22 protein-coding genes are annotated in these 20,565 nt (G+C 68.8%); 7 read left to right on the top strand and 15 right to left on the bottom strand.

What is annotated here, in order from left to right; all coding sequences use genetic code 11:
• Window positions 1-365 precede the first annotated feature (365 nt).
• The 7 genes from FM069_RS15765 to prlC all read right to left on the bottom strand — a co-directional run bounded on the left by FM069_RS15765 (window position 366) and on the right by prlC (window position 9,343).
• Window positions 366-1,427, bottom strand: coding sequence for a PA0069 family radical SAM protein (locus FM069_RS15765; RefSeq protein ID WP_143489326.1), 1,062 nt, complete (start codon window positions 1,425-1,427; stop codon window positions 366-368).
• A 78-nt stretch (window positions 1,428-1,505) separates the two neighbouring features.
• Window positions 1,506-2,504, bottom strand: coding sequence for a bile acid:sodium symporter family protein (locus FM069_RS15760; protein ID WP_143489325.1), 999 nt, complete (start codon window positions 2,502-2,504; stop codon window positions 1,506-1,508).
• Between the two features lie 304 nt (window positions 2,505-2,808).
• Window positions 2,809-4,140 (bottom strand): cytochrome c, encoded by a 1,332-nt coding sequence (locus tag FM069_RS15755; RefSeq protein ID WP_143489324.1) that lies wholly within the window; start codon window positions 4,138-4,140, stop codon window positions 2,809-2,811.
• An 11-nt stretch (window positions 4,141-4,151) separates the two neighbouring features.
• A complete protein-coding gene (locus tag FM069_RS15750; protein ID WP_143489323.1) occupies window positions 4,152-5,936 on the bottom strand; it encodes a GMC family oxidoreductase in 1,785 nt (594 codons plus the stop codon).
• Window positions 5,937-5,938: 2 nt separating this feature from the next.
• Window positions 5,939-6,691 carry a gluconate 2-dehydrogenase subunit 3 family protein gene (locus FM069_RS15745; protein ID WP_143489322.1) on the bottom strand — a complete coding sequence of 251 codons (753 nt, stop codon included), beginning with the start codon at window positions 6,689-6,691 and terminating at the stop codon, window positions 5,939-5,941.
• 331 nt (window positions 6,692-7,022) lie between these two features.
• Window positions 7,023-7,298: a YheV family putative zinc ribbon protein gene (locus FM069_RS15740; protein WP_143489321.1), complete on the bottom strand. Its 276-nt coding sequence runs from the start codon at window positions 7,296-7,298 to the stop codon at window positions 7,023-7,025.
• Window positions 7,295-9,343 carry an oligopeptidase A gene (prlC, locus tag FM069_RS15735; RefSeq protein WP_143489320.1) on the bottom strand — a complete coding sequence of 683 codons (2,049 nt, stop codon included), beginning with the start codon at window positions 9,341-9,343 and terminating at the stop codon, window positions 7,295-7,297. Before prlC ends, FM069_RS15740 begins: the two co-directional genes overlap by 4 nt.
• Window positions 9,344-9,466: 123 nt before the next feature.
• Here prlC and FM069_RS15730 point away from each other — a divergent pair, with 123 nt between their 5' ends.
• Window positions 9,467-10,009 carry a gamma carbonic anhydrase family protein gene (locus FM069_RS15730; RefSeq protein WP_143489319.1) on the top strand — a complete coding sequence of 181 codons (543 nt, stop codon included), beginning with the start codon at window positions 9,467-9,469 and terminating at the stop codon, window positions 10,007-10,009.
• Here FM069_RS15730 and FM069_RS15725 read toward each other — a convergent pair.
• Complete coding sequence (locus FM069_RS15725) at window positions 10,006-10,440, bottom strand: NUDIX hydrolase (protein WP_143489318.1); 435 nt, start codon at window positions 10,438-10,440, stop codon at window positions 10,006-10,008. The two genes, FM069_RS15730 and FM069_RS15725, sit on opposite strands and share 4 nt — an antisense overlap.
• Window positions 10,441-10,897: 457 nt before the next feature.
• Between FM069_RS15725 and FM069_RS15720 the strand changes: the two genes are divergently transcribed.
• Window positions 10,898-11,542, top strand: a complete 645-nt coding sequence (locus FM069_RS15720; RefSeq protein ID WP_143489368.1) for an HAD family hydrolase — start codon at window positions 10,898-10,900, stop codon at window positions 11,540-11,542.
• Window positions 11,543-11,591: 49 nt separating this feature from the next.
• Here the strand turns inward: FM069_RS15720 and FM069_RS15715 are convergent, their stop codons facing one another.
• Both FM069_RS15715 and FM069_RS15710 read right to left on the bottom strand, forming a co-directional pair.
• Window positions 11,592-11,825 carry a DUF1161 domain-containing protein gene (locus FM069_RS15715; protein ID WP_143489317.1) on the bottom strand — a complete coding sequence of 78 codons (234 nt, stop codon included), beginning with the start codon at window positions 11,823-11,825 and terminating at the stop codon, window positions 11,592-11,594.
• Window positions 11,822-12,985 (bottom strand): aminopeptidase, encoded by a 1,164-nt coding sequence (locus tag FM069_RS15710; protein ID WP_143489316.1) that lies wholly within the window; start codon window positions 12,983-12,985, stop codon window positions 11,822-11,824. The genes FM069_RS15715 and FM069_RS15710 overlap by 4 nt, the downstream gene beginning before the upstream one ends.
• A 68-nt stretch (window positions 12,986-13,053) precedes the next feature.
• Here FM069_RS15710 and FM069_RS15705 point away from each other — a divergent pair, with 68 nt between their 5' ends.
• Both FM069_RS15705 and FM069_RS15700 read left to right on the top strand, forming a co-directional pair.
• Window positions 13,054-13,467 carry a PA0061/PA0062 family lipoprotein gene (locus FM069_RS15705; RefSeq protein ID WP_143489315.1) on the top strand — a complete coding sequence of 138 codons (414 nt, stop codon included), beginning with the start codon at window positions 13,054-13,056 and terminating at the stop codon, window positions 13,465-13,467.
• Window positions 13,468-13,526: 59 nt separating this feature from the next.
• Window positions 13,527-13,955 (top strand): PA0061/PA0062 family lipoprotein, encoded by a 429-nt coding sequence (locus FM069_RS15700; protein WP_143489314.1) that lies wholly within the window; start codon window positions 13,527-13,529, stop codon window positions 13,953-13,955.
• Between the two features lie 43 nt (window positions 13,956-13,998).
• Here FM069_RS15700 and FM069_RS15695 read toward each other — a convergent pair whose 3' ends face one another.
• The 4 genes from FM069_RS15695 to FM069_RS15680 form a co-directional block, all read right to left on the bottom strand.
• Window positions 13,999-14,430, bottom strand: coding sequence for an OsmC family protein (locus FM069_RS15695; RefSeq protein ID WP_143489313.1), 432 nt, complete (start codon window positions 14,428-14,430; stop codon window positions 13,999-14,001).
• 78 nt (window positions 14,431-14,508) lie between these two features.
• Complete coding sequence (locus FM069_RS15690; protein ID WP_143489312.1) at window positions 14,509-15,507, bottom strand: LLM class flavin-dependent oxidoreductase; 999 nt, start codon at window positions 15,505-15,507, stop codon at window positions 14,509-14,511.
• A 544-nt stretch (window positions 15,508-16,051) separates the two neighbouring features.
• Window positions 16,052-16,276: a DUF1161 domain-containing protein gene (locus FM069_RS15685; protein ID WP_143489311.1), complete on the bottom strand. Its 225-nt coding sequence runs from the start codon at window positions 16,274-16,276 to the stop codon at window positions 16,052-16,054.
• Between the two features lie 127 nt (window positions 16,277-16,403).
• Entirely contained in the window at window positions 16,404-16,619 is a 216-nt protein-coding gene (locus FM069_RS15680; protein ID WP_143489310.1) for a dodecin, read from the bottom strand.
• Window positions 16,620-16,772: 153 nt separating this feature from the next.
• Here FM069_RS15680 and FM069_RS15675 point away from each other — a divergent pair, with 153 nt between their 5' ends.
• Window positions 16,773-17,096 carry a DUF883 family protein gene (locus FM069_RS15675; RefSeq protein ID WP_143489309.1) on the top strand — a complete coding sequence of 108 codons (324 nt, stop codon included), beginning with the start codon at window positions 16,773-16,775 and terminating at the stop codon, window positions 17,094-17,096.
• 88 nt (window positions 17,097-17,184) lie between these two features.
• On the opposite strand, the gene FM069_RS15670 is transcribed toward FM069_RS15675, so the two are convergent.
• A complete protein-coding gene (locus FM069_RS15670) occupies window positions 17,185-18,099 on the bottom strand; it encodes a LysR family transcriptional regulator (protein WP_143489308.1) in 915 nt (304 codons plus the stop codon).
• 153 nt (window positions 18,100-18,252) lie between these two features.
• Between FM069_RS15670 and trpB the strand changes: the two genes are divergently transcribed.
• Window positions 18,253-19,464, top strand: a complete 1,212-nt coding sequence (gene trpB, locus FM069_RS15665; protein ID WP_143489307.1) for a tryptophan synthase subunit beta — start codon at window positions 18,253-18,255, stop codon at window positions 19,462-19,464.
• A complete protein-coding gene (gene trpA, locus FM069_RS15660) occupies window positions 19,461-20,270 on the top strand; it encodes a tryptophan synthase subunit alpha (protein WP_143489306.1) in 810 nt (269 codons plus the stop codon). The genes trpB and trpA overlap by 4 nt, the downstream gene beginning before the upstream one ends.
• Window positions 20,271-20,565: the final 295 nt, after the last annotated feature.

Below are 20,565 nucleotides of genomic sequence, written 5' to 3'. Positions count from 1 at the left end.
TCGCTACCGGGTCACCCTACGGCGGCAAGCTTAAGCGAAGCTGAACGGACCGCTCTGGCACGGGCCTCGAGGTTTTTCCGCATGTGTCGGACGCCCGCGCGGGCGAGTCGGTTCATGGGCCGTGCGGCCTGTCAGCATGCCAGCCCCCGCGCACCTTGCCCACCGCGTCCGTCGCCTGCGCCCGGGCGGCGAATCGGGGCGGGGCGCCGCCCGGGCGGGACCGGGTGCAATCGAGACGTCGGCTCCTGGCCGATGGCCCCGCTCGCCAGCCGATGCCGGAGCGTGCTGCCGGGGCGGGGCGAGAACGCGGCTTTTTCCAAGCGCAGCGTGTCCTGACGATTTCCGGATAACGGCCAGACACACCCCTAGAGCAGGGACAGCTGGCCGCCGGGCGGGGCGAAGCGGCTGCAGTCCAGGCCGAAGTCGCCGCGACGGTTCAGGCCCAGGCGCCGGAGGGCCACGGCGAAGCGCTGGGCCAGCAGCTCGGCGAACGGCCCCTGGCCGCGCATGCGGTGGCCGAAGCGGCTGTCGTAGACCTCGCCGCCGCGGCACTGGCGGATCAGGCTCATGACGTGCTCGGCGCGCTGCGGGTAGTGGGCGGCCAGCCATTCCTCGAACAGCGGCGCCACTTCCCGCGGCAGGCGCAGCAGCATGTAGGCGGCGGACTGGGCGCCGGCATCCCGGGCGGCCTCCAGCAGATGCTCCAGCTCGCGGTCGTTGACCATGGGGATGATCGGCGCGCAGAGCACCCCCACCGGTACCCCGGCGCCCCGCAGCACGCGGATCGCCCGCAGCCGCGCGCTCGGGGCCGCGGCGCGCGGCTCGAGGATGCGCTTGAGTTCGTCGTCGAGGCTGGTGAGGCTGATCATCACCGCCACCAGCCGCTGCTCCGCCAGTTCGCTGATGAGGTCCAGGTCGCGCAGGATCAGCGAGCCCTTGGTCACCAGGGTCACCGGGTGGCGGTAGCGCAGCAGCACCTCCAGGCAGCGCCGGGTCAGTTGCTGGTCCCGCTCGATGGGCTGGTAGGGGTCGGTGTTGGCGCCCAGGTTGATGGGGGCGCAGACGTAGCCGGGCTTGGACAGTTCCTGCTCCAGCAGCGCCGCGGCATTGGTCTTGGCGATCAGCCGGGTCTCGAAGTCCAGCCCCGGGGAAAGGTCCCAGTAGGCATGGCTGGGGCGCGCGTAGCAGTAGATGCAGCCGTGCTCGCAGCCCCGGTAGGGGTTGATCGAGCGATCGAAGGGCAGGTCCGGAGACTGGTTGCGGCTGATGATGCTCTTGGCGGTCTCGACCCGCACCTCGGTGACGCAGGGCAGCGGGGCCTCTTCGTACCAGCCGTCGTCGCTGGGCACCGAGCGGGTCGGGGCGAAGCGGTTGTAGGGGTTGCTGCCGGTGCCACGGCCGCGGGGCGGCAGGCTCGCGCTGGACATCTGGGACGCTCCACCGATACTGTTCGCATATACAGTATTAGTGACATCCCCTCGCCACAAGCCCAGCCGCCGAACGGTTCAGGACCGCGCGGTCGCCTCGACCGGCAACGGCGCGTCGGACCGCCGCGCGTAGCGCTGGGCGAGCACCGCGCAGACCATCAGCTGCAACTGGTGGAACAGCATCAGCGGCAGGATCGCCGCGCCGATGGAGCCGCCGGCGAACAGCACCTGGGCCATGGGCACGCCGCTGGCCAGGCTCTTCTTCGAGCCGCAGAAGACGATGGTGATCTCGTCCTCCTTGTGGAAACCCAGCAGCCGCGCCAGCCCGGTGGTGGCGCCCAGGGCCAGGGCGAGGATCAACCCGCAGGCCAGGACCAGGGCCAGCAGCGCCGGCAGCGGCACCTGGTGCCAAAGGCCCTCGATCACCGCCGCACTGAAGGCGGTGTAGACCACCAGCAGGATCGACCCCTGGTCGACGAAGCGCAGCCAGTGCTTGTTGCGCCCGACCCAGGCGCCGATCCAGCGGCGGGCGATCTGCCCGGCGATGAACGGCGCCAGCAACTGCAGGACGATCTTCAGCATGGCGTCGAGCATCGAGCCGCCCTCGCCATGCAGGTCCAGCAGCAGGCTCACCAGCAGCGGGGTGAGGAAGATCCCCAGCAGGCTGGAGGCCGAGGCACTGCAGATGGCCGCCGGGATGTTGCCACGAGCCAGGGAGGTGAAGGCAATGGCCGACTGCACGGTGGCCGGCAAGGCGCACAGGTAGAGGATGCCGGCGTACAGCTCCGGGGTGACCCATGGCGCCAGCAGCGGTCGCAGGGCCAGGCCGATCAGCGGGAACAGCACGAAGGTGCAGGCGAAGATCAGCAGGTGCAGCCGCCAGTGGGTGGCGCCGGCGATGATGGCCTCCCGGGACAGCTTGGCGCCGTGGAGGAAGAACAGCAGGCCGATGGCCAGGTTGGTGAGCCCGTCGAAGGCCACCGCCACGCGGCCCTGGCAGGGCAGCAGGCTGGCGAGGGCGACCACCGCCACCAGGGTCAGGGTGAAGCCATCGGGCAGGAAACGCGGGCGGGACATGGCACGACTCGAACAGCGGAACGTCGCGCCACTCTACCCCGCCGGGCGTCTTGCCGGCTAACGGTAGAAACCCCGTCGATAGCGCCGAACGGACAACGACCGCCGTCTTTCCCTCGCTTTCACGATGCCGGCACAGCGGGGGCCCTGGTCGCGCGGGCGTCCAAGACGGGTCACTGGAACTACCCCGACCTCCGGCCGCATCGTCCAGCACCGCGCATCCCCGCCAGCCCGCATCGCCGGGACCGCATGAGCCCGCACCTTGGCGGCGCTCGACACGACCCGCCGCCAGACGCACCCGCTGGCGCTAGCCGCCGCTGTGGTCGGTCACCTGGCCGATGTCGTCCCCGGAGGTGTGGGCGGAGTCGTCGTCCCGCAGGCGCTCCACGTCTCGCGCGCTCACCGCCGCGCCGCGGTTGCCCCAGCTGCCGCGGATGAAGCTGACCACCTCGGCCACCTGCTGGTCGCTCAGGCGCCAGCCGAATGCCGGCATGGTGAAGGTGGACGGCGCCTGGTGGGTGGCCGGCAGGGTACCGCCCTTGAGCACCAGGCTGATCAGCGAACTGGGGTCCTCGGTCTGCACCACCGGGTTGCCGGCCAGGGCCGGGAATACCCGGGCGTAGCCCTGGCCGTCGGTGCGGTGGCAGGCGGCGCAGTTGTCCAGGTAGAGGGCCGCGCCGGGACGGCTGTCGTCGCCCTTCCAGAGGGCGTCGGCCACCTGGCGGTCGTAGGCGTGGGGCGTGTCCTGGGGGTTCCGGGCGGGCAGCGACTTGAGGTAGCGGGCGATGGCCAGCAGGTCGTCGTCGCGCAGGTACTGCATGCTGTGCACCACCACGTCGGACATCCCACCGAACACCGCGCTGCGCTCGCTGCGACCGGTCTTGAGGAAGGCCACCAGCTGCGCCTCGCTCCAGCTGCCGAGGCCGTCGGTGTGATCGCCCCGCAGGTTCTTGGCGATCCAGCCCTCCAGGGGCGCGCTGCCGGAGAGGAAGGCGTCGCCGTCGCCGGCATCGAGGGATTTCTCCTGCATGGTGAAGGCGCGCGGGGTATGGCATGCGCCGCAGTGGCCGAGGCCTTCCACCAGGTAGGCACCGCGGGCCACCACCGGGTCCTGGCCGGGGGCGGGGACGAAGGCTTCCACCTTCGGCGCGAAGGTCCAGCGCCAGAACGCCAGGGGCCAGCGCATGGACAGCGGCCAGGGGATGTCGCTGTCGCGGTTTTCCTGGGCCACCGGCTCCACACCATGCATGAAGTAGGCGTACAGCGCGCGCATGTCCTCGTCGCTGACGCGCGCGTAGGACGGGTACGGCATCGCCGGGTAGAGGGTGCCGCCGCCCTTGGCGATGCCGTGGCGCACCGCCTTGTCGAAGTCCTCGAAGCGGTACTCGCCGATGCCGGTCTTGTCCGGGGTGATGTTGGTGGAATACAGGGTGCCGATGGGCGTCTCCATGGGCAGCCCGCCGGCGAACGGCTTGCCGCCCTTGGCGGTGTGGCAGGCGACGCAGTCGCCGGCACGGGCCAGGTAGTCGCCGCGGACGATCAGCGCCGGATCGGCGCCCTCGTCAGGCGCGGGAGGCTGCGCGGCGAGGGCCGGGCCGGCGAGGGTCAGGGCGAGGGCGGTTGCGGTGAACGGGTTCATGGCCAGCCTCCTCATGCCTGCACCAGCGGGCCGGGGTTCTTCAGGTACTGCTCGCGGATCGCCCGGGCGGCCCAGTAGGTCAGCGCCGCCACCAGGCCGGTGGGGTTGTAGCCCAGCCCCTGGGGGAACGCCGAGGCGCCGGGGACGAACACGTTGTGCACGTCCCAGCTCTGCAGATAGCGGTTCACCGCGCTGGTCTTCGGGTCGCTGCCCATGATCGCCCCGCCGTTGAGGTGGGTGGTCTGGTAGCTCTGGGTGTTGAAGCGGTCGCCGGGCTGCTTGCCGAGGATCGCCAGGGCCTTGGGGTTCATGGCCTCGGCGATGCGGCGCACCTTCCCGACCATGAACTGGTTCATGCGGATGTCGTTGTCCTTCCAGTCGAAGGTCATGCGCAGCAACGGCTGGCCGTAGGCGTCCTTGTAGGTGGGGTCCAGGTCCAGGTAGTTGTCGCGGTACGACTGGTGGGCGCCGTGGGCATCCATGGACAGGTGATGGGTGTAGTTCTCGGCGGTGGCGCGCTTCCAGGCGCTGCCCCAGGCCGGGGTGCCCGGCGGGTTGGAGATGCCGCCGATGGGCCGGGTGCCGGCCTGGTTGACCCAGAACGGCGAACCGCCGACGAAGCCATGGGGGCCATGGTCGAAGTTGTCGGCGTTGAAGTCGTCCACCGCCACGCCGTTGCCGCCGGCGCCGATGAACGGGTTGGTGTGCACGTCCTGGTCGAAGTAAGCCTTGATGGTGGCCATGTTCTGGTAGGCGAAGTTGCGCCCCACCACCCCGTCCCCGGTCTTCGGGTCGTAGGGCTTGCCGATGCCGGAGAGCAGCATCAGGCGCACGTTGTGGAACTGGAAGGCGCCGAGGATGACGATGTCCGCCGGCTGCTCCACCTCGCGGCCCTGGGCGTCCACGTAGGTCACCCCGGTGGCGCGGCTGCCGCTGCTGTCCAGGTTGACCCGCAGCACGTGGGAATTGGGCCGCAGCTCGAAGTTCGGCGCCTGGCGCAGGGCCGGCAGGATGTTCAGGTTGGGCGAGGCCTTGGAGTACATGTAGCAGACGTAACCGCTGCAGAACCCGCAGAAGTTGCACGGGCCCATCTGCACGCCGTAGGGGTTGGTGTAGGGCCCGGAAGTGTTGGCCGAGGGCAGGTTGTAGGGGTGGTAGCCCACCGCCGCCGCCGCCTGCTGGAACAGCTGCGCGGAGTAGGTGTTTTTCTGCGAGGGCAGCGGGAAATGGTCGGAGCGGTCCGGCGCGAAGGGGTTGCCGCCGCTGCCCTGGCCCACGGTCTCGCCCTTCACCGTCCAGGCCTGGCCGGAGGTGCCGAAGACCTTCTCGGCGAAGTCGAAGTAGGGCTCCAGTTCCTCGTAGCTGACCCCGAAGTCCTGGATGGTCATGCCGTCGGGGATGAAGCCCTTGCCGTAGCGTTCCTCGTAGTGGCTGCGCAGGCGCAATTCCACCGGGTCGACCCGGAAGTGCACCCCGGACCAGTGCAGGCCGGCGCCGCCGACCCCGTCGCCGGGGAGGAAGGCACCCAGCTGGCGGTTCGGCAGCGCCACGTCGTCGAGGCCATGGCGGATGGTCACGGTTTCCCGGGACAGGTCCTGGAAGAGTTTCTTGCGGATGCTGTAGGTGAGCTCGTCGATCACCTGGGGGTAGGAGCCGTCCGGGTAGGTGTCGCGCATCGGCCCGCGCTCCAGGGCCACCACCTGCAGGCCGGCCTCGGTGAGTTCCTTGGCCATGATCGCCCCGGTCCAGCCGAAGCCGACGATCACCACGTCGGCCTTCTTCATCGCGTTCGCCATGCTCAGGCCCTCTCGCCGCGGATCGACACCGGCGGGATGGGGTAGCGCTCGCCCCGCTCCACCCAGTCCATGAAATCGGCGCGGGCGCCGGGGAAGTTCACCAGCTTCCAGCCCACCAGGCCCTTGTTGCCGCCGTGGATCGGGTCGCAGAAGAAGCCTTCCTTGGTGTTGGTCAGCAGGTAGGAGAAGAACACCTTGGCCGGCACCGCGTCGAACGTGGCCTTGCCCGCTTCCAGCAGCCCTAGGGCCTGGTCCTGGGTGGCGGCGTCCAGCTCGGCGAAGCGCTTGCCGTACTGGCGCCCGCACCAGTCGTCGGCGGCGGCGATGCCCAGGCGGTAGATGTCCCGCGGCACCAGGCGCAGCTGGTAGCCGAACTCAGGCGCGGCGTCGGCGACGAAGGGCCCCTGCATGTACCAGGTGGCGCCGGTGGCATAGGGCGTGGTGAGCTGCCGGTCGATGTATTCCGGCACCCCGGCCTCCAGGGCGCCAGGGCCGGTGGCGTCGGCCGGGATCAGCCGCGCCACCGCCGCGTTGACGAAGGCCCATTCCTCGGCGGTGAAGAACACCGGCTGGTAGGCCGTGCCGCTGCCCGCCGGGGCCGCCTCGTCCCGTGCCTTGGCCTGGGCCGGCGCCGGGTCCGCCACCACCGCGGCGCCCAGGCCGATCCCGCTGCCGGCGACGGTGACCACCGGAATCAGGGTGAGGGATTTGCGCAGGAAACTGCGCCGCGAGTCGAGGATGTCGTCGGCTGACATGGGCACTACCTTATCTGGCGAACACGGTCGATGCGGGACGTGAACCGTCCCGGCGTTTATTAGGGAGCTATCTATTGCCAAGCGCCGCGGCAATCCGCCACGCGCGGCAGCCTTGGTAAAGACTGGTTACAAAAGCGGGAGGTTCAACTTCCCTGGCGGGGCGGGAAATCGCCGGCCAGCGCGGCCGGCGGGCACACAACGGGCAGGCTCCGCGGCGTTTTTCGGTCGCTCGGGAGAACGGTGCGCCCTGCCAGGCGTGGGCGACCGCATCGAAAGGACGGTACAGGCCCGTCATCCGACGGGCCCGACGCGAGAACCGGGCGAGGCCCGGTCAGTCCTTCTTCAGCTTGGGGTTGGGAAAGAACTGCACCGGCTGCACCTTGGGGTCGGCCGGTGCCTTGGGGGCCGCGGCGTTGACCCGGGTGGGCAGTTCCCGGGGTACCGACTGGCCCTGGGCATTGAGGGTGTCGGCGTAGCCGCAGGTCACGCACTCGCGGTGCGGCACGCCGTCCACGTTCCACATGCGGATGGTGTCCATGGCGCTGCACGCCGGGCACACGGCGCCGGCGATGAAGCGCTTGGGCGGGGTCAGCGGGGCGTCGCTCATGCCGCCTCCGCGCTCAGCCCGAGGTGGCGCAGCAGCGCGTCGATGCGCGGCTCGCGGCCGCGGAAATCGGCGAACAGCACCGTCGGCGCCTGGGAACCGCCGCGGGCCAGGATCGCGTCGCGGAAGGCGCGGCCGGTCTGCGGGTTGAGCACGCCCTCTTCCTCGAACCGCGAGAAGGCGTCGGCGGACAGCACCTCGGCCCACTTGTAGCTGTAGTAGCCCGCCGCGTACCCGCCGGCGAAGATGTGGGCGAAGCTGTTGGGGAAGCGGTTGTAGGTCGGCGGCGGCATCACCGACACCTCGTCGCGGATCGCCCCCAGCACGTCCAGCACGCTGCGGCCGTCGCCGTGGGTGGCGTGCAGCTCGAAGTCGAACAGGGAGAATTCCAGCTGGCGCAGCATCATCAGGCCGGACTGGAAGTTCTTCGCCGCCAGCATCTTGTCCAGCAGATCCTGGGGCAGCGGCTCGCCGGTCTGGTAGTGGCCGGAGATCAGCGCCAGGCCCTCCGGCTCCCAGCACCAGTTCTCCATGAACTGGCTGGGCAGCTCCACCGCGTCCCAGGCGACGCCGTTGATGCCCGAGGCTCCGGCGTGCTCGACCCGGGTCAGCAGGTGGTGCAGGCCATGGCCGAACTCGTGGAACAGGGTGGTGACCTCGTCATGGGTGAGCAGCGCCGGCTGGTCGCCCACCGGCGGGGTGAAGTTGCACACCAGGTTGGCTACCGGGCTCACCAGTTCGCCGCTGGCGGTGCGGCGCTTGTCCCGGGCGCCGTCCATCCACGCGCCGCCGCGCTTGTTGGCGCGGGCGTAGAGATCGAAGAAGAAGCGCCCGACGTGCTGGCCCTGTTCGCGGATCTCGAACAGCCGCACGTCCGGGTGCCAGCGCGGGAAGTCGTGCAGTTCGGCGATCTCGATGCCGTAGAGCTTCTGCACGATGGCGAACAGCCCGCCGAGCACCTTGTCGATGGGGAAATAGGCGCGCAGGGCTTCCTGGGAAATGCTGTAGCGCTGCTCCCGCAGCTTCTCGCTGTAGTAGCCCACGTCCCAACTCTGCAGGTCCGGGCAGCCGCGCTCGGCGGCGAAGGCCTTGAGCTCCGCCAGGTCCTGTTGGGCGAACGGCTTGCTGCGCTGGGCCAGGTCCCGGAGGAAGTTCAGCACCTGCTCGCTGGAGTCGGCCATCTTGGTGGCCAGGCTCAGCTCGGCGAAGTTGGCAAAGCCCAGCAGCTCGGCCAGTTCCTGGCGCAGGTCGAGGATCTGCGCCATCAACGGGCCGTTGTCGAAGCGGCCAGCGGTGGGGCCCTGGTCGGAGGCCCGGGTGCAGTAGGCGGCGTACACCTCTTCGCGCAGGGCGCGGTCGTCGGCGTAGGTCATCACCGCGTAGTAGCTGGGGAATTCCAGAGTGATCAGCCAACCGCCCAGGCCCTTGGCCTCGGCGGCCTGCTTCATCTGCGCCTTGGCCGAGTCGGTGAGCCCGGCCAGGCTCGCCTCGTCGGCGACCTGCTTGGTCCAGGCCTGGGTGGCGTCCAGCAGCTGGTTGGAGAAGGTGCTGGTCAGCTCGGAGAGCTTCATCTGGATGTCGCCGTAGCGTTTCTGCTCGGCCTCCGGCAGGTCGATGCCGGACAGCCGGAAGTCCCGCAGGGCGTGTTCCAGGATGGTGGTCTGGGCCACGTCGAAGCCGGCCGCCGCCTGGCTCTTCGCCAGCGCCTCGTAGGCCTGAAACAGCGCGCGGTTCTGCCCCAGCTCGGTCCAGTATTCCGACAGCAGCGGCAGGCAGGCCTCGTAGGCGGCGCGCAGTTCCGGGCCGTTGCACACGGCATTGAGGTGGCTCACCGGGCTCCAGGCGCGGCCCAGGCGCGCGCCCATCTCGTCCAGGGCCAGCACCAGGCCGTCCCAGCTGGGCGTATCACGCTGGCTGTCCAGCAGCGGGGCGAGGGCCGCGCGGCTGTCAGCGAGGATGTGGCGGATGGCCGGCTCCACGTGCTCCGGGCGGATGGCGTCGTAGGGCGGCAGGTCGAAGTCTTGCAGGAGGGGGTTGCTGGCAGTCACGGCAGTCACCTGGAAAAACGGAACATGAGGGGTGTGACCACAACCCGAAGAGGTTTTCACACCGTGCGGGAGGCGCATCTTAATTTAGAATCGACCGCTCCCGCAGCTCGAGAGGTGGCTATCGTGACGATTCGAACTTACCGGGGCCTCGCCCCCGCCCTCGGCGAACGGGTGTTCGTCGACGCCAGCGCCGTGGTCATCGGCGACGTCGCCCTGGGCGACGACAGCTCGGTCTGGCCGCTGACGGTGATCCGTGGCGACATGCAGCGCATCCGCATCGGCGCGCGCACCAGCATCCAGGACGGCAGCGTCCTGCACATCACCCACGCCGGCCCGTTCAACTCCGACGGTTTCCCCCTGACCCTCGGCGACGAGGTCACCGTGGGCCACAAGGTCACCCTGCACGGCTGCACCCTGGGCAACCGCATCCTGGTGGGCATGGGCAGCATCGTCATGGACGGCGCGGTGGTGGAGGATGAGGTGATCATCGGCGCCGGCAGCCTGGTGCCGCCCGGCAAGCGCCTGGAAAGCGGCTACCTCTACGTCGGCAGCCCGGTCCGCCAGGCCCGCCCGCTGACCGACAAGGAACGCGCCTTCTTCGCCTACACCGCCGGCAACTACGTGAAGCTCAAGGACCTGCACCTGGCCGAGGGGTACGACCGCTAGCCCCGATCCCCGGCGGATCCGCGCTGCGCCAGGTAGTCCCGCAGGCGGGCCTTCAGGTAGGGCACGGCGTCGGGATGGTCGAGGAAATCGTCGATGGCCATCAGGGTCCAGTACTGGCCCTCGTCGCCGAAGCGGATCGCCTGCACCTCGGCAGCGGTGAGATCGCCCACCAGGAAGTAACTGGGCAATGCCTGGGGCCGCACCCCGTCGTAGCGCTGCTGCCAGACCAGCCGCTCCGGCGCCAGGCGCAGGGCGAACTCTTCCTCCAGCTCCCGCAGCGCGCACTGGGCCGGGTCCTCGTCACCCTCGCGCCCGCCACCCGGCAGGTCCCAGTGGTCGGGGAAAGGAATGCCCGCCTTGTCGTCACGGCGATAGACCAGCACCTGGTCCGCCAGCAGCAGGGCGAGCTTGGAACCGTTGAATGCCTGCATGGCGTCCTCCTGCGTAGGCAAAACCCGCAGCCTAGCAGCACGACGGAAGAAGACCGGGCCCGAATGGACCGATGGAAATAAGAAAACGGCTTGTCTGTTTTCCTCTCGTGACCGTTCTCGAGGGGTATTTATCATCACTGTTCTTCAACGGTTATTTAGGCAAGTACCTCTATAAGAAGAAAAACGTGATAGCAGGGCGATAAAGACTTCCGTGATAAGCCCTGCCGTGCACCGTCCAACTTGCGCTTACTAGATAAGAAAGTCGCTCGTTATAAAAACCGGCGTCAGCGAGACTATTTCCCCTGTAACGAAGTTCCGCGACGATCCGAACGGCGTTCTTATATAAAAGTGCCTATCGATAGTGGCTTCGAACATACCCGGCTCAGGCCCCTATGGCCTCCACCCCGGGGCGAAAGCCGCTACCATGGCGACCCTTTTTTCCTACTCGGGGCTCGCCATGCACTACCAGACCCTGCTCTTCGACCTGGACGGCACCCTCACTGACCCGCGCCTGGGCATCACCCGCTCCATCCAGTTCGCCCTGGGGCGGCTGGGGATCGACGAGCCGGACCTGGCCCGCCTGGAGCACTTCATCGGCCCGCCCCTGTTGCAGGCATTCATGCAGACCTATGGCTTCGACGAGGCCACCGCCTGGCAGGCGGTGGCGCATTACCGGGAGCGCTTCAAGGTCACCGGGCTGTACGAGAATGCGGTCTACGACGGCATCGCCGAGTTGCTGGCATGGGTGGAGGGCCAGGGCCGCACCCTGTACATAGCCACCTCCAAGCCCTGGGTATTCGCCCGGGAAATCGCCCGCCACTTCGACTTCGCCCGCCATTTCAAGGTGATCTACGGCAGCGAACTGGACGGCACCCGCACCGACAAGCGCGACCTGATCCGCCACCTGCTGGACGAGGAACGCCTCGACCCGGCGCAGACCCTGATGATCGGCGACCGCAAGCACGACCTGATCGGCGCCCACCACAACGGCCTGCACGCGGCGGCGGTGGGCTATGGCTATGGCAGCCGGGAGGAGCTGGAGGCGGAAGCGCCGGAGCATTTCTTCCCCAGCGTGGCGGCGCTGCGCCAGGCATTCGCCTGACGCGCGAGCGGCCGGGGTGGCCGGCCGCCGGTGCGGGAGAGGGCCGGGATCAGCCGTCGTTGCGCTGGTAGATGATCTTGCGGGTGCCGTAGGCGCAGGAGCCGACCACCATGTTGGGGTCCTTCACCTCGGCGGCGGGGACGATTTCCAGGGTGTAGCTGGTGACGCCGGCCGCCTGGATCTTCACTTCGATTTCCTGCTTGAGCGCCTCGCAGTCCTTGGGCGCGGCCAGCAGCGGCAGGGCGGTCAGGCTGAGCAGGAGGGCGGCGGCATACCTTTTCATGAACGGTTCCTTGTAGAGGGGGACGGGGCGGCGCGCGTCGGGCCGCTCCCTGGCGCTTCGACCGGCGCCGCCGGGGCCGAGTTCGCCGGCGGGCCGGCCAGTTCGCCCAGGGCACGCCAGCGCGTCTCCTGGGGCAGGCCGGCCAGGGCCTCGACCCGGGCGTAGAACCGCGGCCAGTCGCCATTCACCTGGCGGAACAGCGCGGCAAACGCCGGCACCCACTGGTCGTAGAGGCCGAAGGGCAGCAGCTTGGCGTTGTTCAACGGCGCCTCGATCCAGGCGTCGTAGCCGGGCTGCCGCCAGCCGTGCGCGTCCCGCAGGGCCCGGTAGTCGCGACGCAGGTGCTCGAACTCCGCCTGCTTGGCGGCGCGCATCGCCGGCGCCGGCAGGTCGCGGGCGTACAGCGCCTCCAGGCGCGCCCGGCAGGCCAGCACCAGTTCGGTGAAGCGCGCCTCCTGGTCCGCCAGGCGCGGATCGACGTCCGCCAGACCGCGGCTGCGCCGCCACTGGCGCAGCCCCTGCTGCTCCACGAAGCGGGCGAAGGACTCGTTGAACGGCGTGTCGTCCGGCTGGTAGACGCGCTGGTGGGCCAGCTCGTGGAACAGGGTGGACACCAGGCGATCGTCGTCCCAGCCCAGCATCGGGCTGAGGATCGGGTCGTCGAACCAGCCCAGGGTCGAATAGGCCTGGACCGGGCCGATGTAAGTCTCCAGACCTTCCTCCCGCAACAGGGCCGCGGCGCCCCGGGCGCGCCCCTGCTGGTAGTAGCCGCGGTAGGCGACGCAGCCGGCGATGGGAAAGCAATGCAGGCGCGGCGCCAGGGAAAATTCCTCGGTGGCGAACAGGTTCCAGACCACGTAGGGCCGGTGGATGTCGGCGTACAGCCGGTAGCTGCGGTTGTCCGGCAGGGCCAGGGCCTGGCTGGCGAAGGTGCGGGCCTGCTGGGACAGCGCCAGGCGCCGGCGCTCGGGGCTCTGGGCCGGCAGCGTGGCGAGGACCTCGGCCACCGGCTGGCGCGCCCGCAGCAGGTCGAACTGGCCACGGGCCAACTGGCCGTAGTAGTCCAGCCCGCTGCAACCGTTCAGCAGGGCGGCCAGTGACAGCGGAACCAGGGCGCGGACGAGGGGGTCGATCAGGGCAGCGAAGCGGGGGTAGGCCATGACGGCACCCTACCCGAACGCCCGCGCCCTCTCCAGCCCGGCCCCCGCCCACGACACCGGAGACTGCCATGCGAAACCCGTTGCTCTACTGCCTGTTCCCCGTGCTCGGCGCCTGTTCCCTGATGCCCCGCCATGACCCTGCCCAGGCCTGGGTCGACCTGGACGACGACACCGCCGGCGTGGTGCAGGCCACCCAGGTGGACAGCCAGCCTCTCGAGGACGACCGCTACTTCCAGGTCACCCCCGGCGAACACGAGCTGCAGGTGCGCCTGCAGTTCGACGTCGACCCCGCCAACATCGGCCCGGACAGCGCCGGCCTGTCCCGCACCTGCCTGCTGACCCTGGACTACGACGGCTTCGACGCCGGTCGGCGCTATCGCCTGGACACCGGCAGCGCCGGCTTCCGGCCTTGGGCGCAGCTGAAGGACGAGCGCGGCGCGCCGGTCGCCCGCGCCCGCGAAGGCCGCTGCGGCGACGTCTGAAGGCCGGGGACGGCATCCTGGCGTATGCTCTGGCGTTTCCCCCGCACGGAAACGCCCTCATGACCCGCCCTCGTTCCCTCGCCCTCGCGCTGCTCGGCCTGCTGGCCGGCTGCGCCACCTCCTCCGACCTGCCGCCGCCGGACCCCGCCCAGGCCTGGGTGGACGTCTACGCGGCGCCCGGCCATGACGTCAGCGCCATGAGCCTGGACGACCAGCGGGTCGGCGATGCGCGGTATTTCCAGATGACGCCGGGCGCCCACGCGTTGCGGGTGCGCTTCCAGCACGAGGTGAACAGCCAGGGAAGCGACGGGGTCAGCGAGCCCATGCGCATCACCTGCCAGCTGGAGGTGCGCTACGACGGCTTCGCAGCCGGCCAGCGCTATCGCCTGGAGGTGAGGCCCCTGGTGCTCAAGGCCCAGGGTTACCTGTTCGATGCCCAGCGCCGGCTGCTGGCGCGGGCCGACGTATTGCGCTGCGGCCCGATCTGAGCCGTGGGAGCGGCAGGGCGCCGCTCCCGGCAGGGTAGTGCGTTCAGTTTTCCAAGGTGGCTTCCAGGGTGATGTCGGCGTTCAGCACCTTGGATACCGGGCAGCCGGTCTTGGCCGCGTCCACCGCCTGCTCGAACTTCTCGCGGTCGGCACCCGGGATCTTCGCCACCAGGGTCAGGTGCACGGCGGTGATGGTGAAGCCGTCGCTGTCCTTCTCCAGGGTCACTTCGGCCTTGGTGTCGATGCTCTCGGCGGTCATCCCGGCCTCGCCCAGTTGCAGCGACAGGGCCATGGAGAAGCAGCCCGCGTGGGCCGCGCCGATCAGCTCCTCGGGGTTGGTGCCCGGCTGGCCCTCGAAGCGGGTATTGAAGCCGTAGGGGTTGTCCCGTAGCGCCCCGCTCTGGGTGCTGATGCGGCCCTTGCCGTCCTTGATGCCACCTTCCCAATGCGCGGATGCGGTTTTCTTGATTGCCATGACGCGGTCTCTCCTGTGCGTGGGTCTTTGCTCATAGAGGGCCGAGCGGCGCCGCAAGTTCGACGCCGCGCATCGCCCTCAGGCGCGCAGCCCGGCGAGAAGCTCGAACGCCCGCAGGCGATCGGCGTGCTCATAGACGTCGCAGGTGAAGATCAGCTCGTCCGCCTCGGTCTGTTCCAGCAGGGTTTCCAGCTTGGCGCGGATCTTCTCCGGCCCGCCCACCATAGCCAGGGCGAGGAAGCTGCCCACCGCCTCCTTCTCGTGGGGCAGCCAGCGCCCGGCCATGCTGGGCACCGGCGGCTGCAGGACCAGGCTTTCGCCACGCATCAGCGCCAGAATGCGCTGGTAGACGGAGGTGGCGAGGAAGTCCGCCTCTTCGTCGGTGGGCGCCGCCACCAGGGGCACGCCCAGCATCACGTAGGGCTTGTCGAGCACCGCCGAGGGGCGGAAGTGGTTGCGGTAGACGCGGATCGCCTCGTGCATGTAGCGCGGCGCGAAGTGGGACGCGAAGGCGTAGGGCAGGCCCTTCTGCCCCGCCAGCTGGGCGCTGAACAGGCTGGAGCCCAGCAGCCAGATAGGCACCTCGGTGCCGACCCCCGGCATGGCGATGACCCGCTGCCCCGGCTGACGCGGCCCCAGCAGCGCCTGCAGCTCCTCCACGTCCTGGGGGAAATCGTCGGCGCTGCCGGAACGCTCCCGGCGCAACGCCCGGGTGGTGGCCTGGTCGGCTCCGGGGGCGCGGCCCAGCCCCAGTTCGATGCGCCCCGGGTAAAGGCTGGCCAGGGTGCCGAACTGTTCGGCAATCACCAGCGGCGCGTGGTTGGGCAGCATCACCCCGCCCGACCCCAGTCGCAGCGTCCGGGTACCGGCCGCCAGGTAGCCCAGCAGGACCGCCGTCGCCGAGCTGGCGATGCCATCCATGTTGTGGTGCTCGGCGACCCAGAACCGCTTGAACCCCAAGGCCTCCACGTGCCGGGCCAGGGCCAGGGAGTTGTGCAGCGCCTGGGCCGGCCCGCCATCCTCGCGAATGGGCGCCAGGTCCAGTACGGAAAACGGAACAGGGGCGAGACGGTTCATAAGGGCATTCTCCTGACGCTGTGTGAAAGAGGGCGAGGCGGTTTCAACTCTATGCATGAAACCCTGTTGAAACATGTCCGCCTAGAAGTATTTCGAAGAGGCTTTCATATGGAGGTGGATGCAATGAAACACAACCCGCATTCTTTTGCGGTTTCAGCGCGCTTTGAATTTTTCAACCGATGGAAAATAGTTAGTTCAATTAAATCAATCAGATAAGAGAGAAGTTATTAAATATAAAGTCGTTATTATTCATATAAATAAAAATCTTCTTTTGATTTGATTTTACATGGGCGCCCTCGTGCCCTCTCCCGACCCATCACGTCAGGAAAAGTCACACATATGGAGGTAAGCGTTTCGCCATGCGCTCGGAACTGCACCGTTCCGAGCGGGCTCCGCGCGTTCACAGGCGCGCGCTCGTGCCTCACGGCTGGAGCCTGAATTCGGCAGAAGGGAGCGGGGGAGATGGACCGCAGGCCTGGCAGCCTGCCCATGTGAAATCGCCGGAGCCGGGCATTACCCCGACTCCGGCGATCCGTGACCTTTTTCACTGACGCTGGTAGACGATTTCCTTGCTGCCCGCCTCGCAGGTACCGACGACTTTCTTGTCGCCACCGGCGCCCTTGTCGACGACCTCCAGGGTGTAGGAGGACGCGCCGTTGGCCTTGATCTTCGCGTCGATCTCGGCCTTGAGTTCTTCGCACGGCTTGGCCGCGGCCAGCGCCGACCCCGCCACGCAGAAGAGCCCCACCGCCATTGCTAGTCTTTTCATGAATAACGCTCCCTCGCTGCTCACAACATGAGTCCGCACGTGCGGACGGCATGGCGTCGCGTCGTCGACGCTCGGCCCTACCCGAGGCGCTCCCGTGCCGGTCCGGCCGGACGGGTAGCGCGCCGGATCAACTGTTGGCGATGCGGAAGCCCACCTTCAGGGTCACCTGGTAGTGAGCCACCTTGCCGTTCTCGATATGGCCACGGGTCTCGGCGACTTCGAACCACTCCATGTTCTTGATGCTCTTGGACGCTTCCGCCAGGGCGTTGCCGATGGCGTCTTCGATGCTGGTCTGGGACGAGCCCACCAGCTCGACCTTCTTGTAGGTGTGATGATCCGACATGGCTGTTCCTCCTGAAGTCAGTGACGAATGCGGCGTGACCGCCCTTAAGTGCTGAGTCCGGGAAACCACGGGATAAGTTCAAGCTCAGCATAGCCGCACTTTCCGGACCCCTCGCAGTCCACACTTCACTCACCCTTCAACAGGAGACGAACCATGGCTCTGTTCAACACCTCGAAGAAATCCCTGCACAACATCCAGTCGGAAATCGAAAACCTGATCTCCACCCTCGACGGCCTGCGCGGCGATGCCAGCGACGAGTCACGCAAATCCCTGAAGATCCTGCGCGGCAGCGCCGAGCGCGCCCTGAGCCACTCCCGCGACCTGCTGGGCGATGCCTACGAAGAGGTCAAGGACCGCACCTACAAGGCCCGCGCCGCCACCTGCGACTACTCCCGCGAGAATCCCCTGGTCGTGGCCGGCCTCGCCATCGGCGCCGCTGCCCTGATCGGCTACCTGATGTTCCGCGACGCCGAGTGACCCCGCGCGGCTTCGCGCCGCGCGTCCCATGCCGGTGACCGTTCCGCGGTGCGCCGGCCCGTGCCGGCCGCAGTACCGCCGGCTCGCTTCACCCCTCCTGCAATTCCTGCGACAGCCACGCCGCAAGGCGCCCGGCGCGCTCCTGGCCGCCTGCCGGGCGGCGGCCGGTGGCGCCCCGCTGGGGCACCCACAGCGCCAGCCGCGCCGGTGTCTCGACGAACCCCCAGGGCGCCAGCAGGCGACCCGCGGCCAACTCATCCGCCACCAGGGTGCGCGGCGCGATGGCGATGCCCAGCCCCGCCACCGCGGCCTCCAGCAGGTAGTACAGGTGCTCGAAGCCCTGGCCGAGGCGCAGGCGCTCGGGTGCCAGGTGCTGGGCGGCCACCCACTGGGGCCAGGCCTGGGGCCGTGAGGTGGTGTGCAGCAACGCCTCGTCCAACAGGGCTTCGGCTGACGCCTGGCGAAGCGCTTCCACCCGCGGATGGCGCGGGCTGAGCACCGGGCCGATGCGCTCCACCGCCAGTTCGTATACCTCCATGTCGGCCGGCCAGGGCGGGGCGGCGAAGCACAGGACGGAGTCCAGGCCCGGGCGGCGCGGGTCCAGTTCCCCTTCGCTGGCGGACAGCTGCAGGCGCAGGTCAGGCAGCTCGGCGTGGAGCCGATCCAGGCGCGGGATGAACCAGCGGGCCAGCAGGCTGCCGGGACAACCGAGGACGAAGGGCGTGTCGCCGGCCTGCTGGCGCAGCTCCCCGCAGACCAGCCGCAGGCGGTCGAACGCCTCCCCGGCGCCATCCCGCAGGCGGATACCGGCATCGGTGAGTTTTACGCCGCGGCCCTCCTTGACGAACAGGGTGCTGCCCAGGTGTTCCTCCAGTTGCCGCACCTGCCGGCTGATGGCCCCGTGGGTCACGTGCAGCTCCCGGGCGGCGCGGCTGACACTGAGCAGGCGGGCGGCGGCCTCGAAGGCGCGCAAGGCGTTGAGTGGCGGCAGGTCGCGGTTCATGTACACGGTATCCGTGAGTTTTACTGACAGGTAGCGGCGATCTTATCGCTTTTCCCCGGGCGCGCCAGTGGCTAAGGTGGTCGCCATGCCCGGGCCGAGCCCGTCGAATTCCCTCCCCCGTCGCCGTTCCCCGGAACGCCAAGGAGTCCACCCATGTCCAGCCTGCGCAGCGGCCCCGACGCCACCGGTCTGTTCGGCGCCTTCGGCGGCCAGTACGTCGCCGAAACCCTGATGCCCCTGATCCACGACCTAGCCGCCGAGTACGAGAAGGCCAAGACCGACCCCGAGTTCGCCCGTGAATTGGCCTATTTCCAGCGCGACTACGTGGGCCGGCCGAGCCCGCTGTACTTCGCCGAACGGCTCACCGAGCACTGCGGCGGGGCGAAGATCTACCTCAAGCGCGAGGAGCTCAATCACACCGGCGCCCACAAGATCAACAACTGCATCGGCCAGATCCTCCTGGCCCGGCGTATGGGCAAGCGGCGCATCATCGCCGAGACCGGCGCCGGCATGCACGGCGTGGCCACCGCCACCGTCGCGGCGCGCTTCGGCCTGGACTGCGTGATCTACATGGGCACTACGGACATCGACCGGCAGCAGGCCAACGTCTTCCGCATGCGCCTGCTGGGGGCCAAGGTGATCCCGGTCACCGCCGGCACCGGCACCCTCAAGGACGCCATGAACGAGGCCCTGCGCGACTGGGTGACCAATGTCGACAGCACCTTCTACCTGATCGGCACCGTGGCCGGCCCGCACCCCTACCCGGCCATGGTCCGCGACTTTCAGGCGGTGATCGGCAAGGAGACCCGCGAGCAACTGGCCGAGAAGGAAGGCCGCCTGCCGGACTCCCTGGTGGCCTGCATCGGCGGCGGTTCCAACGCCATGGGCCTGTTCCACCCGTTCCTCGACGACGCCAGCGTGAAGATCGTCGGCGTGGAAGCCGCCGGCCACGGCATCGACAGCGGCAAGCACGCGGCCAGCCTGAACGGCGGCGTGCCCGGCGTGCTCCACGGCAACCGCACCTTCCTGCTGCAGGACGCGGACGGCCAGATCATCGACGCCCACTCCATTTCCGCCGGCCTCGACTACCCCGGCATCGGCCCCGAACACGCCTGGCTGCACGACATCGGCCGGGTGGAATACACCTCCATCACCGACGACGAAGCCCTCGCCGCCTTCCACCAGTGCTGCCGCCTGGAGGGCATCATCCCGGCCCTGGAGTCGTCCCACGCCCTGGCCGAGGCCTTCAAGCGCGCGCCGACCCTGCCCCGCGACCACCTCATGGTGATCAACCTGTCCGGCCGCGGCGACAAGGACATGCAGACCGTCATGCACCACTACGACGAACAGGAAGAGCACATATGAGCCGTTTGCAGACCCGTTTCGCCGAGCTGAAGCAGCAGGACCGCGCGGCCCTGGTGACCTTCGTCACCGCCGGCGACCCGGACTATGCCACCTCCCTGGCGATCCTCAAGGGCCTGCCGAAGGCCGGGGCCGACGTGATCGAACTGGGCATGCCGTTCACCGACCCCATGGCCGACGGCCCGGCGATCCAGCTGGCCAACCTGCGCGCCCTCGCCGGCAAGCAGGACCTGGCGAAGACCCTGCGGATGGTCCGCGACTTCCGCCAGGACGACACCACCACGCCCCTGGTGCTGATGGGCTACTTCAACCCGATCCACAAGTACGGCGTGCCGCGTTTCATCGAGGACGCCCGGGCGGCCGGGGTGGATGGCCTGATCGTGGTGGACCTGCCGCCGGAGCACAACGCCGACCTCTGCGACCCGGCTCAGGCCGCCGGCATCGACTTCATCCGCCTGACCACCCCCACCACCGACGACAAGCGCCTGCCGAAGGTGCTGAACGGCAGCTCCGGCTTCGTCTACTACGTCTCGGTGGCCGGGGTCACCGGCGCCGGGTCCGCTACCCTGGAACACGTCGAGCAGGCCGTGGCACGCCTGCGCCGCCACACCGACCTGCCGGTGGCCATCGGTTTCGGCATCCGCACCCCGGAACACGCGGCCACTATCGCGCGCCTGGCCGATGGCGTGGTGGTGGGCTCGGCGCTGATCGACCGCATCGCCCAGGCATCGACCCCGGCGCAGGCCGTGCAGGACGTGCTCGACCTGTGCTCGGCCCTGGCCGAAGGCATCCGTACCGCCCGCCGCTGACCGGCGCCAACACGCGGGGCGATCCCAAACCGTAGGGTGGAAAACCGCGAAGCGTTTTCCACCTGACAACCACGAACATGGACCGCTGCGCCTGTGTCACCCGATAGCCCACGGGTGGGAAAGGAGCGTTTCCCACCCTACCGCTTGGCTGGCCCCACCTCGCAGACGACCCAACCGTAGGGTGGAAAACCGCGCAGCGTTTTCCACCTGACAACCACGAACATAGACCGCTGCGCCCGTCTCGCCCGATAGCCCGCGGGTGGGAAAGCGGAGCGTTTCCCACCCTACCGCTTGG

The sequence above is a fragment of the Pseudomonas mangiferae genome (genome assembly GCF_007109405.1).
GTDB lineage: Bacteria > Pseudomonadota > Gammaproteobacteria > Pseudomonadales > Pseudomonadaceae > Pseudomonas_T > Pseudomonas_T mangiferae.
Note: the sequence above shows the minus strand (reverse complement) of the source record. Positions and strands in the feature narration are given on the sequence as shown.

Bases quoted from the DNA above. Each gene is read 5' to 3' on its own strand.
- FM069_RS15765 (WP_143489326.1), bottom strand. From the start codon at position 1,427: ATGTCCAGCGCGAGCCTGCCGCCCCGCGGCCGTGGCACCGGCAGCAAC.
- FM069_RS15760 (WP_143489325.1), bottom strand. From the start codon at position 2,504: ATGTCCCGCCCGCGTTTCCTGCCCGATGGCTTCACCCTGACCCTGGTG.
- FM069_RS15755 (WP_143489324.1), bottom strand. From the start codon at position 4,140: ATGAACCCGTTCACCGCAACCGCCCTCGCCCTGACCCTCGCCGGCCCG.
- FM069_RS15750 (WP_143489323.1), bottom strand. From the start codon at position 5,936: ATGGCGAACGCGATGAAGAAGGCCGACGTGGTGATCGTCGGCTTCGGC.
- FM069_RS15745 (WP_143489322.1), bottom strand. From the start codon at position 6,691: ATGTCAGCCGACGACATCCTCGACTCGCGGCGCAGTTTCCTGCGCAAA.
- FM069_RS15740 (WP_143489321.1), bottom strand. From the start codon at position 7,298: ATGAGCGACGCCCCGCTGACCCCGCCCAAGCGCTTCATCGCCGGCGCC.
- FM069_RS15725 (WP_143489318.1), bottom strand. From the start codon at position 10,440: ATGCAGGCATTCAACGGTTCCAAGCTCGCCCTGCTGCTGGCGGACCAG.
- FM069_RS15720 (WP_143489368.1), top strand. From the start codon at position 10,898: ATGCACTACCAGACCCTGCTCTTCGACCTGGACGGCACCCTCACTGAC.
- FM069_RS15715 (WP_143489317.1), bottom strand. From the start codon at position 11,825: ATGAAAAGGTATGCCGCCGCCCTCCTGCTCAGCCTGACCGCCCTGCCG.
- FM069_RS15710 (WP_143489316.1), bottom strand. From the start codon at position 12,985: ATGGCCTACCCCCGCTTCGCTGCCCTGATCGACCCCCTCGTCCGCGCC.
- FM069_RS15705 (WP_143489315.1), top strand. From the start codon at position 13,054: ATGCGAAACCCGTTGCTCTACTGCCTGTTCCCCGTGCTCGGCGCCTGT.
- FM069_RS15700 (WP_143489314.1), top strand. From the start codon at position 13,527: ATGACCCGCCCTCGTTCCCTCGCCCTCGCGCTGCTCGGCCTGCTGGCC.
- FM069_RS15695 (WP_143489313.1), bottom strand. From the start codon at position 14,430: ATGGCAATCAAGAAAACCGCATCCGCGCATTGGGAAGGTGGCATCAAG.
- FM069_RS15690 (WP_143489312.1), bottom strand. From the start codon at position 15,507: ATGAACCGTCTCGCCCCTGTTCCGTTTTCCGTACTGGACCTGGCGCCC.
- FM069_RS15685 (WP_143489311.1), bottom strand. From the start codon at position 16,276: ATGAAAAGACTAGCAATGGCGGTGGGGCTCTTCTGCGTGGCGGGGTCG.
- FM069_RS15680 (WP_143489310.1), bottom strand. From the start codon at position 16,619: ATGTCGGATCATCACACCTACAAGAAGGTCGAGCTGGTGGGCTCGTCC.
- FM069_RS15675 (WP_143489309.1), top strand. From the start codon at position 16,773: ATGGCTCTGTTCAACACCTCGAAGAAATCCCTGCACAACATCCAGTCG.
- FM069_RS15670 (WP_143489308.1), bottom strand. From the start codon at position 18,099: ATGAACCGCGACCTGCCGCCACTCAACGCCTTGCGCGCCTTCGAGGCC.
- trpB (WP_143489307.1), top strand. From the start codon at position 18,253: ATGTCCAGCCTGCGCAGCGGCCCCGACGCCACCGGTCTGTTCGGCGCC.
- trpA (WP_143489306.1), top strand. From the start codon at position 19,461: ATGAGCCGTTTGCAGACCCGTTTCGCCGAGCTGAAGCAGCAGGACCGC.